This window comes from Streptomyces sp. AJS327 (genome assembly GCF_013450295.1).
Taxonomy (GTDB): Bacteria; Actinomycetota; Actinomycetes; order Streptomycetales; family Streptomycetaceae; genus Streptomyces.
This window is the reverse complement of sequence record NZ_SKBR01000002.1, coordinates 993,595-1,005,817: the sequence shown is the minus strand read 5'-3', so window position 1 is coordinate 1,005,817 and position 12,223 is coordinate 993,595. Positions and strand designations below refer to the sequence as shown.

Annotated in this window: 8 protein-coding genes; 1 reads left to right on the top strand and 7 read right to left on the bottom strand. The window is 70.5% G+C overall.

The window, feature by feature from the left end; translation table 11 throughout:
- Positions 1–9: 9 nt before the first annotated feature.
- The gene (locus tag E0L36_RS14020) at positions 10–2,133 is read right to left on the bottom strand and encodes a type IIA DNA topoisomerase subunit B (RefSeq protein ID WP_180929355.1); all 2,124 of its coding nucleotides are present in this window, start codon (positions 2,131–2,133) and stop codon (positions 10–12) included.
- A 433-nt stretch (positions 2,134–2,566) separates the two neighbouring features.
- On the opposite strand from E0L36_RS14020, the gene E0L36_RS14015 reads away from it, so the two are divergent.
- The gene (locus E0L36_RS14015; protein ID WP_180929354.1) at positions 2,567–2,794 is read left to right on the top strand and encodes a hypothetical protein; all 228 of its coding nucleotides are present in this window, start codon (positions 2,567–2,569) and stop codon (positions 2,792–2,794) included.
- A gap of 135 nt (positions 2,795–2,929) precedes the next feature.
- Here E0L36_RS14015 and E0L36_RS14010 read toward each other — a convergent pair whose 3' ends face one another.
- The 6 genes from E0L36_RS14010 to E0L36_RS13985 all read right to left on the bottom strand — a co-directional run bounded on the left by E0L36_RS14010 (position 2,930) and on the right by E0L36_RS13985 (position 12,115).
- Positions 2,930–3,820 carry a trypsin-like serine protease gene (locus tag E0L36_RS14010; protein WP_180929353.1) on the bottom strand — a complete coding sequence of 297 codons (891 nt, stop codon included), beginning with the start codon at positions 3,818–3,820 and terminating at the stop codon, positions 2,930–2,932.
- Positions 3,821–4,031: 211 nt separating this feature from the next.
- Positions 4,032–5,639: an RNA polymerase sigma factor gene (locus tag E0L36_RS14005; RefSeq protein ID WP_180929352.1), complete on the bottom strand. Its 1,608-nt coding sequence runs from the start codon at positions 5,637–5,639 to the stop codon at positions 4,032–4,034.
- A 344-nt stretch (positions 5,640–5,983) separates the two neighbouring features.
- Positions 5,984–6,934 carry a FadR/GntR family transcriptional regulator gene (locus tag E0L36_RS14000; protein ID WP_374705549.1) on the bottom strand — a complete coding sequence of 317 codons (951 nt, stop codon included), beginning with the start codon at positions 6,932–6,934 and terminating at the stop codon, positions 5,984–5,986.
- Between the two features lie 232 nt (positions 6,935–7,166).
- Entirely contained in the window at positions 7,167–9,224 is a 2,058-nt protein-coding gene (locus E0L36_RS13995; protein ID WP_180929350.1) for an ATP-binding cassette domain-containing protein, read from the bottom strand.
- Positions 9,225–9,345: 121 nt separating this feature from the next.
- Positions 9,346–10,128 carry an NUDIX hydrolase gene (locus E0L36_RS13990; protein ID WP_180929349.1) on the bottom strand — a complete coding sequence of 261 codons (783 nt, stop codon included), beginning with the start codon at positions 10,126–10,128 and terminating at the stop codon, positions 9,346–9,348.
- A 79-nt stretch (positions 10,129–10,207) separates the two neighbouring features.
- Positions 10,208–12,115 (bottom strand): glycogen debranching N-terminal domain-containing protein, encoded by a 1,908-nt coding sequence (locus tag E0L36_RS13985; RefSeq protein ID WP_374705535.1) that lies wholly within the window; start codon positions 12,113–12,115, stop codon positions 10,208–10,210.
- Between the last annotated feature and the right edge of the window lie 108 nt (positions 12,116–12,223).

The window sequence follows — 12,223 nt, the reverse complement described above, 5'->3', positions numbered from 1 at the left end:
CTCCGGAGGTCAGATGTCGATACGGGAGCGGTCGAGCGTGGCCGCCGAGGAGCTGATGAACTCCCGGCGCGGCGCGACCTCACTGCCCATCAAAAGGTCGAACGCCTGCTCCGCGGCCTCAAGGTCGCTGATGTTGATCCGGCGGAGCGTACGCCGACGGGGGTCCATGGTGGTCTCCGCCAGCTGGTCGGCGTCCATCTCACCCAGACCCTTGTACCGCTGGATCGACTCCTTGTAGCGGACGTTCTTCCGCTCCAGCTCCAGCAGCGTCTGCCGCAGCTCGTTGTCGGAGTAGGTGTAGAGGTACTTCTCCTGCCCCTTCTTGGGCTTGACCAGCTCGATCCGGTGCAGCGGCGGCACGGCGGAGAAGACCCGGCCCTCCTCCACCATCGGCCGCATGTAGCGCTGGAAGAGAGTGAGCAGCAGGCAGCGGATGTGCGCGCCGTCCACGTCGGCGTCGGCGAGGAAGATGACCTTGCCGTAACGCGCCTGGTCGATGTCGAAGGTCCGCCCCGATCCGGCCCCTATGACCTGGATGATCGCTCCGCACTCGGCGTTCTTGAGCATGTCCGAGACGGACGACTTCTGGACGTTGAGGATCTTGCCCCGGATCGGCAGCAGCGCCTGGAACTCGGAGTTCCGGGCGAGCTTCGCGGTACCCAGCGCCGAGTCCCCCTCAACGATGAACAGTTCACCGCGCTCCACGTCGTCGCTCCGGCAGTCCGCCAACTTCGCGGGGAGCGCGGAGGACTCCAGGGCGGTCTTGCGCCGCTGCGCCTCCTTGTGCTGCCGGGCCGCGATACGCGTGCGCGCAGCCGCGGCCACCTTCTCCAGCACCGACCTGGCCTGCGCCTTCGCGTCCCGCTTGGTGGAGGTCAGGAACGACTTCAGCTCCCTGGAGACCACCTGCGCGACGATCCGGGAGGCGGCCGAGGTACCCAGCACCTCCTTGGTCTGCCCCTCGAACTGCGGCTCGGCCAGCCGGACGGTGACGACCGCGGTGAGCCCCTCCATCGCGTCGTCCTTCACCACGTCGTCATCGGCGACGCGCAGCAACTTGGCCGAACGGAGCGCCTCGTTGACCGTCCTGGTCACCGAGCGCTCGAACCCGGACACGTGGGTGCCGCCCTTGGGCGTCGCGATGATGTTGACGAACGACCGCAGGGTGCTGTCGTACCCCGTCCCCCAGCGCAGCGCGATGTCCACGCCCAGGTCCCGCTGCACCTCGGTGGGGATCATGTGCCCCAGCTCGTCCAGCACCGGGACGGTCTCCTTGAAGGTGCCGCTCCCCCGCAACCGCACCACGTCGCACACGGCGTTGTCCGGCGCGAGGTACTCGCAGAACTCGCTGATGCCGCCGTCGTACCGGAAGATCTCCTCGGTCGGCTCCGCGCCCTCTATACCGCGCTCGTCCCGCACCAGCAGGGTCAGCCCCGGTACCAGGAACGCCGTCTGCCGCGCCCGGGCCCGCAGGGTCTCCAGGGAGAGCCGGGCGTCCTTGAGGAAGATCTGGCGGTCGGCCCAGTACCGCACCCGGGTTCCGGTCCGGGTCTTGGGCACCTTCTTCCCCTTGAGGAGCCCCGCCGACGGGTCGAACGGCGCGTCCGGTCCGGACTCGGTGAAGATCCCCGGGACGCCCCGCCGGAAGCTGATCGCGTGGGTACGGCCACCGCGGTCCACCTCGACGTCCAGCCGCGCGGAGAGCGCGTTCACCACGGAGGCGCCCACCCCGTGCAGACCGCCCGAGGCGGCGTAGGAGCCGCCACCGAACTTCCCGCCGGCGTGCAGCTTGGTCATCACGACCTCGATGCCGGACAGCCCCGTCTTGGGCTCCACGTCCACCGGGATCCCCCGGCCGTTGTCCCGGACGTCGACCGAGCCGTCGTCGTGCAGGATCACCTCGATGCGGTCGCAGTAGCCGCCGAGGGCCTCGTCGACGGAGTTGTCGATGATCTCCCACAGGCAGTGCATCAGACCGCGACTGTCCGTCGACCCGATGTACATGCCGGGACGCTTCCGCACCGCCTCCAGTCCCTCAAGGACGAGCAGATGCCGCGCGGTGTAGTTGCCACCACCATCCCGGTCGGCCCCGGTGAGCACGGCGGTGGACGGAACGGACGTCTCGGCGGTCACGCGGTTCGCTCCTCGCTGAATTCTGCTGCGGATGGCTGGTTCGCCGGGTCAGAGGGTACCGAGCCCCAGGACAGCGCGTGGCACGCCACCCAGGGGAAGCGCCATGCTAGCCCACACTCGATAGCACGTTCGATAATTCGGCCGGGTGACACGAACATCACGTTCCCATCCAGGCATGAACCGTTTAGGCTCCGGGCACGTCCTCATGAACGAACCGCTGGGAAGCACGCTGGTTCCGAGGGCAGCCAACCGCACAACAACCACAGATCGCGCACCAAGCAATCCCTGCAATACGGCTCATTCGCCGCCACCGGCAACATCCCGGCCGCCCAGGAGCTCGCTCCGAGAAAAAATTGGCCAGGGCGGGAACGTTTTCGGCCCGGTTGGATGTTGACCCTGGTACGACAGCTCGTCGAGCTAGAGAAGAGGCGACGTGACTACTGTTCTGACCCCCGCGACTCCACTGACGGCCGCTGACCGCTGTGACCGCTGCAACGCTCAGGCATACCTGCGGGTCGTCCTGCTCAGTGGCGGAGAGCTGCTGTTCTGCGCCCATCACGGCCGCAAGTTCGAGCCCGAGCTCAAGAAGATCGCCGCGGAGATACAGGACGAGACGGAGAAGCTGACCGCTTCGCCCACCGCCGCGGAAGACGAGCGATGACCAGGCCGTAGCGGCGACAGCCCCCTAGACAACCGCCTGCGTCCACTCGATGACAGGGGCGGTGCGCCACCAGCGCACCGCCCCTGTCCTGTTTCCGGCGCCGTCCCGTACCGCTTCCGGCCGATCGCGCCCCGCTCAGCGGGAGCCGTGCGCGCGGACGAGCGAGGCGATGGCCGAGACCCGGGTGTAGACCCCGGGATACCCGCGCTGGCCGCATCCGGCACCCCAGGACACCAGGCCGATCAGACGCCCTTCCGCGACCAGCGGCCCGCCGCTGTCCCCCTGGCAGGCGTCCCGGCCGCCGTCCTCCAGCCCGGCGCAGACCATGGACGCCTTCCTGTAGGTCCCGTCCGCACCACCCGGATACGCCCGCGAGCAGTCCGCGTCCGGCAGCACCCGCACCCGGGCGGCCCGCAGTTCCGTGGCGTACCGTCCGTTGCCGTCGGTGTCCCCCCAGCCGAACACCATGGCTTCGGTGCCGGGGCGGTACCGCCGGTCACCGGCGCGCGCCATGGGCACCACGTCCCGGGGCGACAGGCCCTCCCGCAGCCGGAGTACGGCCACGTCACCGGCGTTCGTCCAGCTGTCGTAGTCCGGGTTGACCCAGGTCCCCTCGACGGCTATCTCCCTCCCGGTGCGCCCACCGAGATCGTCGCGGCCCTGGATCACGCGCAGGTCCGCGACCTTCCGCCGATCGACCCCCAGGACCTTCTCGCTGAGGCAGTGCGCCGCGGTGATCACCGTCCGCACCCCGACGACCACTCCCCCGCAGAACTGGCCGGAACGGCCAGCCCCGAACCGGTCGCGGCTGCTGAGCGCCACCGCCCACGGATGCTCGCGGGTGCCGACCGGCGCCCCACCGACCACCAGCCCGTCCTTGGCGACCACATCCGGAAAGCGGGGGCCGGTATCGGCCCCCGCTCGTCCACGACCCTCGGCGGCCGGGGCGAGGAGCGCCACCAGGAGAGCCCCGAGCAGCAGCGGAACGAGGGCTGGGAAAGCACTGCGCAACCGACGGCATCGCATACGCGACGACCTCCTGACGGCACGGAACCATGGGAACACCCAGCGTGAGTCCGGCTGTCCACTCGCGCATCCGGAACTGTAAGCACGGTGCGTGACCGGTTCACCGCCCACCGCATCCCCCGCGGCACCCCGCCCGTCACCGGAACGGCGAGAGGGCCGGCGGCCCCGATCCGGGGTGCCGCCGGCCCTCTCGCCGTGCTGGAAGGCGCCGTCAGTCCAGGTAGTCGCGGAGCACCTGGGAACGGGACGGGTGGCGCAGCTTCGACATCGTCTTCGACTCGATCTGCCGGATGCGTTCCCGCGTGACGCCGTAGACCTTCCCGATCTCGTCCAGCGTCTTGGGCTGGCCGTCGGTGAGGCCGAAGCGCATGGAGACCACACCGGCCTCGCGCTCACTGAGCGTGTCGAGAACGGAGTGCAACTGCTCCTGCAACAGCGTGAAGCTCACCGCGTCAGCCGGGACGACCGCCTCGGAGTCCTCGATGAGGTCACCGAACTCGCTGTCGCCGTCCTCGCCGAGCGGGGTGTGCAGGGAGATCGGCTCGCGACCGTACTTCTGGACCTCGACGACCTTCTCCGGGGTCATGTCGAGTTCCTTGGCCAGCTCCTCCGGAGTGGGCTCGCGGCCCAGGTCCTGGAGCATCTGCCGCTGCACCCGCGCGAGCTTGTTGATCACCTCGACCATGTGCACCGGAATGCGGATGGTGCGGGCCTGGTCGGCCATGGCACGGGTGATCGCCTGGCGGATCCACCACGTCGCGTAGGTCGAGAACTTGTAGCCCTTGGTGTAGTCGAACTTCTCGACGGCCCGGATGAGGCCGAGGTTCCCCTCCTGGATCAGGTCCAGGAAGAGCATGCCCCGCCCCGTGTACCGCTTGGCCAGCGAGACCACGAGGCGGAGGTTGGCCTCCAGCAGGTGGTTCTTCGCGCGTCGCCCGTCCTCCGCGATGATCTCCAGCTCGCGCTGGAGCTTGGGGGCGAGCTTGTCCACCGGAGCGAGCTTGTCCTCGGCGAACAGCCCCGCCTCGATCCGCTTGGCGAGCTCCACCTCCTGCTCGGCGTTGAGCAGCGGAACCTTGCCGATCTGCTTCAGGTAGTCCTTGACCGGGTCGGCGGTGGCACCGGCGGCGGCCACCTGCTGGGCCGGAGCGTCGTCCTCGTCATCATCGGAGAGGACGAACCCCTCGTTCTCGTTCTTGCCCTCGGTCGCGGGACCGTCCTCCGCACCGGGCTTACCACCTGGGCTCGGCGGGAGCTCCTCGATGAGCTCCTCTTCGCCGTCCAGCAACTCGTCGACCACGGACTTCTTGGTCTCGGCGGTCTTCTTGGCGGAGGTGGCGGCCTTCTTCGCGGTCTTCTTGGCCGCGGTGGCCTTCTTGGGGGCCGCCGCCTTCTTCGCGGCGGGCTTGACCGGCGCCTCGGCAGCCGCCACCGGGGCGGCCTCGGTCGCGCTGGCGGCGGTCGCGCCGACGGGCGCGGCGGCGGGGGCGCTCTCGGTGCGCTTCTTCGCGCTGGACTTGGCGGCGACCGTCTTGGTGGCTGTGCGCTTGGCCGGGGTCTTGGCCGCCACGCTCTTGCGAGTGCGCTTCGGCGCCTCCGCGGCGCTCACCATCAGCGTCACACCCTCCTCATCCAGAATCTGGTTGAGGCTGCGGAGCACGGACTTCCACTGGGTCGGCGGAATCTGATCAGCCTCGAAGGCCCGACGCACATCGTCGCCTGCGATCTGCCCCTCAGCCTTTCCCTGCTCAATGAGGGCCATCACGGACTCGGACTCGGCGATCTCCGCGGGGAGCGTACGGGATGTGCTGGCCGACACGAACAACCTCTCGGAACGATGGAAACGGCGGACCGTCGGCGCGAGTGAACCGACGGGGCGGGCTGAGCGGTGGAGAGACCCACACCGCACATAGCGCGAGCGCCACACGCGGCTTTGGTATTCCTTCCTCCGCTGTCACCTCTTGAGTCATCGCGCTGGGACACGAAGCGTTACGCCCAATTCACGTGGCCCGAGTCACACCAGGTATGGCGATGAACCGTCTTACACCGGCATGAATCAGTCACGAAACACGCCTCCGCCGTCCGCACCACCCGGCGGGTGGTGCGGACGGCGGAGGCGGTGTACGGGGCGAACTCGCCGCCGCGGCTACTGGCGGAACGCGGTCAGTGTTCCCGGGGTGCGGGGACCACGTGATCGGCTCCGGGGGCCGCGCCGCTGGGCACCTGCTGTCCGGCGGCGGCCGATCCGGCCGAGGACGCCGGGGACTGCGCGGGGGTCTCCGGATGCACGGCCAGCAGCTGACGCATCGCTGACTCCGCCTCCGTTCCGTCCCCCTCGGACAGCGCCTCGACGACCCGCCGGTGGTGTTCGACGGCGGACTCGGTGAGGAGTTCACAGCCGCTTGCCGGTCCCCCCGAGACCTGGAGGGCGGAGGCGACGATGCCGGACAGGTGCTCCAGCATCCGGTTCCCGGCGGACTGCAACAGCAGGCCGTGGAACTCGGCGTCGGCGCGCGAGAAGGTGAGGTTGTCCCCCTGCCCCAGCGCGTGCCTCATGATCTCCACCATCTCAGCCAGGCGCTGCTGTACCTCGTCCCGGCCCTGCTCGGCGGCGAGCCGAGCCGCCAGCGGCTCGATGGTTCCCCGGAGTTCGGAGAGTTCCCTGCGCTGACCCTCGCGCTGCGGCCCGAAGGCACGCCACTCGATGATGTCCGGGTCGAGGAGGTTCCAGTCGCTCACGGGACGAACCCGGGTCCCGACGTTGGGCCGCGCGCTCACGAGCCCCTTGGCCTCCAGGACCCGCAGCGACTCACGGACGACGGTGCGGGAGACCTCGAAGCGCTGCCCGATCTCCTCGGGAACCAGAGGCCGGTCCGCTCCCAGATCGCCAGAGACGATCATCTGGCCGAGTTGCTGGACGAGTTGACCGTGCAGCCCACGCCCACGGTTTCCGGCGGCTCGGCGACCTACTCGATTCACATCAGCCTCAGAACTCTCCCAGGCGGGCGCGTTGGTCGTCACACGCGGAGTCCCGGTTGACTCGGCGTACGTGTAGCGGTCGAGCTCGCCCGGGCCAACGAGGCCGGAATCGGCGGGGCGGCCCGCGGTCATCATGGAGTGCGCAAGGGTAGTCACGCATCCTTTGTCGGCGGCCCCTGGAGCCCCCTTGAGGAATTTGGTGAAAAAAACACGAAAGGGTGATCGCTGATGTCCCCGCAATTGACGGCCTATTGCCGGGAAATGGGCTTGTCAGGGCCGTGATTCGGGCCCGAGGACGCGGATCCGGCACGGTGGCCCGCACACACACCAGTTCCATCGCGAACCCCCGAAGCGTTCGGCGAACCCGCTACGGCCGTCCCCGCCTGGGCAGCGCGCAGAGGAATCCGCACCAGAGCGTCACGAGGACCAGCAGGAGCGCCCCAGCGAACGGCTGGGAGACACCTTCCGCCGCCTTCTCCAGCCACGCCGCGGGACCGGCCGCCCCGAGAGACGAGATCACCAGCCCCGCTCCGTCGAGGACCTCGCAGAGCGCCGAGGCGAGGGCGCCCAACGGCCCCTCCGCCGTGGCGGCGAGCAACGGGACGGACAGCACGGCCAGCGCCCCGGCCCAGGAGGCGCGGAACACCGCGGCGGCCAGCAGCGCGCACCACGAGCACCCGATGCCGAGCAGCACCACCGCGGCCCACTCCACGAGCCAGCCGGGACCGCCGGAGCGCGGGGCGAGGGCCCCGGGCCCGAACAACACCACCAGCGCGGAGCCGTTCACCAGTGCCGTGCCCGCGGCCAGCAGACTCGCGACGACCGCTGAGACGAGCGACTTGGCCAGCAGCAGCCGGGACCAGCCAGCGAGTGGTGCGAGAGCGGGGTAGCGGAACTCCTGACCGAACGCCAGCGCCCCCAGCCACCCGGCCGCCAGCACCGCGGGAGGCAGCAGGACGACACCGGTGGCGGGCCATCCGGTCAGCAGACGCACCGCCGGGGAGAGCGGCACCCCCGCTCCCCCAGACCCCGGCGTCCCCGCGGCGGCCGTCACGAGCGCCACGGTGAAAGAGGCGAGTACGGCGCCAGCCAGCACCAGCCACGTCGCCCGAAGCCCGAGCAGCCTGCGGAGTTCGTAGCGGAGCGGGGCCACCGGCCCCGGCCGGGGCACGGCCGGAAGGGGGGCGGGAAGTGACTGGGTCGGCTCACCGCCGTCCTCACCAGTGTGCTCCGCACCGGTCCCCGCGGGATCCGTCACCGCCTCGCCGGGCTCCCCCTCCGCGAACGGGGTGGGCTCCGGGAACCGCGACGGGCCGGAGAGCGGGGCTGCCGCGGAGCGAGCCGACGGCGTCGGCACGCTCGGGTCGGTCGCCGTGAGTGGAGCGACCGCGTGCGCACCGATCGGGGACCCGCCACTACCGGCCCTCCCGGCCGGGAGGATCACCGGCTGAGCGGCCGAGGTGACCGGCGCCGAGCGAGGCGGACGGACCCCGAGTTGACGGGCGGACGCGACCGTCGCCGTGGATTCCCGGAGAGCGGACGGCGCGAATCCCGGCTCCTCCGAGAGCCGGTGCAGCGGGATGCCATGGTGGTGCGCCATGCGCCCCACGGTCGCGCAGTCGCTGTCGAAGACCGAGACGCGGAAACCGTCCTCCGACACGCGCACGCGCCGGAACTCATCGCCCACGACCGGGACTTCGCCGCCCTGGGGCAGCACGGAAGCGAGCCGTCTCGCCTCCGGGCTGTGCGCCACGACGACTCGACGCAGCCGGGCCCGGGCGAAATCGCTCACCGACTCGTCCGCTACCAGCCGCCCCTGAGTCAGGGACAGCACGTGGTCGCCGAATCTGGCCGCCTCCTCCGGATCGGGACACGTCATCAGCACGGTTCCGCCCTGCCCGGCGAAGCTCCTGAGCAGGCCGTGCAGCCAACTCGTCTCACGACCCGAAAGCCCGTCCGCGGGCTCGTCCAGCACGAGGGTATGGGGATCGCCGAGCAGAGCGACGGCCACCCCCAGTCTCCGGCCCATGCCGAGCGAGAAGCCACCGAGCCTGTGGTCCGCGAGACCGTTCAGCCCCACCACGTCGAGCACCTCCTCGGCGCGCACCGGCGGCACACCGACCACCGGCCCCAGCATGCGCATGTGGCCCCGCACCGTGCGGCCGGGATGCCCCGCGACATCGCCGAGCAGCACACCCACCTCACGATGCGGATGGCGGATCCGGCTCATCGGCCGCCCGCGGAAGAGCGCTGTCCCCCGCCCCGAGCGGAGTTGGAGCATCAGTCGCAGCGCGCTCGTCTTGCCCGCGCCGCTGGGCCCGTGCAGCACCGTGATCCTGCCGGGGTGGGCTTCGAAGGTGAGGTCGTCGACGGCCAGGGGCCGTTGCCGCCGGCGCACGCTGGTGATGCCGATGGCCTGGATCATCGCTTCTCCCAGGGGAACATGAGGTCCCGTGAAAGATAGCCCGATATGCGCAATTTTCCGCGTAACGCGGCCTATCGAGGCTTGAGTGCGGCGTGCGAACCGCGGTCCGACCCGCCTCCGGTCACACCTCCGGCCGCAGCATGGGCGGGTTCAGCAACGTGGCACCGCCGGCCTTGAACAGTTGAGCGGGCCGTCCCCCCTGACGGGTGGTCGTCCCTCCAGTCGGCAGCAGGAACCCGGGAGTGCCCGTCACCTTGCGATGGAAGTTCCGCGGGTCCAGGGTCACGCGCCACACCGCCTCGTAGACCCGGCGCAGCTCACCAACGGTGAACTCGGGTGGGCAGAACGCCGTGGCGAGCGAGGAGTACTCGATCTTCGACTGGGCTCGTTCCACCCCGTCGAGCAGGATCGTGCCGTGGTCGAAGGCGAGTGCGGGCTCCGTCTCGCCACCGCTCTCCGCTGACTCACCGCCGCCGAGCAGGGTGCCGACCTCGACCCAGCTCGCCTCCTGAGCGCTGGCGGCGAGCTGGGCCGCGGTCCGCGAAGCGACGTCCTGGGCGCCGGACTGCGAAGCGAGCACCAGATGAGCAACGCTGACCACACGCGCCCGAGGATCACGATGCGGGTCGCCATAGGTCGCGAGTTGCTCCAGATGCGCTCCGGCGTGCTCCTCACCAGGTCGTCCCTGAACTCGCATACCAGTCTTCTCGGTGAGCTCGCGTGCCGCCGCTGCCGCCAGGTCCTCATCGCCACGGACGAAGCCACCGGGTAGGGCCCAACGTCCGGCGAAGGGCGCGTCCCCACGCCGCAGAGCCAGCGCGCACAGCGCGTGCCGCCGAACGGCGAGCACCACCAGGTCAACAGTGACTGCGAAAGGAGGGTGGGCCGACGGCTCATAGGGCATGGCGTGATCATAGTTGTCCGCCTGACGTGAAAAAGGGCGTTCCCCGGACCTTCACCGCGCCCTCGACGAGGGGCGGACCTCATCTCTGGCACCCGCCAAGGCGTAGTGAATCCGCCGCCTCCTCGACCAGTCCCATGCCCTCCGCGCTCACACGGACGCTGAACGGACGCTGACCGACACTCAACCCGCTGAGCCGCACCGCCCCCAGCGGAGCGGAGGCCATCGGCCGCAGCGTGACCGAGCCACCGGGGACGTCCGGACGCAGCCCGGCGACGGCAGTGACCAGGTGCACGATCCCCGCCGCGGCCACGGCGCTGGGACGGCACGCGACGGGGTGCGGCACAACGGTCCGCTCGCCACCCCGCGCGTCCACGGCGTACATCTCCGGGAGCCGTCGTCCGAAGGCCACCGCCGCGTCGAGCGTCCCGCGCACCAGAGCCGCGGCCTCCTTCTCACAGCCCGCACTGGCCAGACCGACGGCGGCGAGCACGCTCTCACCAGTGTGCACGGCCCCGGCATGGTGCCCGAACGGGTTGAACGCGGGATCGTCCGTGCCGAGGCTCCGCAGTCCGCGGCCTGAGTCGAGGGACGGTCCGCTGAGCAGCTCCGTCAGGCGTCGCGTACGAACTGGGTCGAGCAGCCCGGACGCCATCCGCCCGCCGGAGACCAGTCCGGTGTCGAGGAGTTCCGCGATCGAACCACCGAGCCGGCTGACCGTGCGCCCGTCCCGGTACCGCTGCGCGAAGGGCTGCTCCTCCTGGAGTTCCTCGGGCCAGAAGTCCTCCAGGAAACGCTTGCGGAGCGCAGCAGCGAACTCCCGCAGACCCGCGCCGTCACCCCACCCGTGCGCGTCGAGCAGTTCGGCGCCCAACAGCGCCGCACGGTACGCCTGGGCCTGGACCACGCACCGGTACGGTCCTCCGGGCTCCGGATCCGGGACGTACCCCTCTTCCGCGACCCGCGTCATCCATTCGAGACAGCGAACCGTCACCGGCAGCAGGGCTTCGACCTCCGACTCGGGCAGTCCCCAGAAGCGGGCCTCCGCCAGCACCGTGGGGAAGAGGAGCGTCGCCTCGATGCCCGTGCAACAGGGCGGCATTCCGGGCCCGCCGTGTCGCAGTGGCCCGGGCAGGCGTCCCGACTCCGGGCCGGGCTCGGTACGTTGCCCGCGGGCGAGGGTCCGCAGGGTGCCCGCTGCCAGGGCGGTTCCCAGCGGGAGCAGCATTCGTGCGGCACGCAGGGACTCCGCGGGTGAGAACACGCACCGCCAGGGCGCGCCCGCGGCGAGGTGGACGTCGGCCGGTCGCTCCGGATCACGGAGCAGCAGCCCGCCCAGGTCGTTCAGACTGGTACGGAACAGGGGCCGGGCGGTCGCGTCGTCAGCGTCCACCTCGGCCAGCGCCCAGTGTGCGGGCGGTGGGGCAGACCTCGGACCGGTCAGCCCTCGCCTTCCTTCCGGAGATGATGCCGTCGTCATCTCGGAGGTATCCGGAGCGGGCTGAAGAGCGATCGTGAGCAGCACGGTGCGGCTCTCTCCCGGCTCCAGCTCCCAGTCCCAGCAGAGCAGTCCGGATCTCGCCCAGATCGCGTCGGGGCCGGGTTCGGCCGCCGCGGTGACCTTGAGGCCCTCCGCGCTCCAGCTCAGCCCGGGCCCCGAGACCGAGGCGGACAGCGACGGGACCTCTCTGCCTACCGCGACGGCGCCCAACTCGGCGAGATCGCAGGCGAGCCGGACCTCCAGCGGAACACGCAGACGCCGATCGGCCGCGCTGCGAACGGTGACCCGCTCGGTGCCGACGGCTGAGCGCAGACGCTCCACGGTGATGACCGGATCGGGGCCCGCCCCGGGCGGGGTAGGCGCCGTCGCCAGGAACCGTGCTTCCGACGAGTTGACCATCCGCCCGTCGAGGGCGATCGGCTGCTCGCCAGCCAGCATCACCCAGCACTGACTGAGCGTTCTGCGTCCCGCCCGGTAGAACCCTTCCATCCCTGTTCCCCGCAGCTGACCGTCGGGACCGGACACCGCGACGGCGGGTGCGGCGACGCCGATCAGTGCCGCGTGCGCGGAGCGGTGGTGGACCGGCCCCGTACCCTT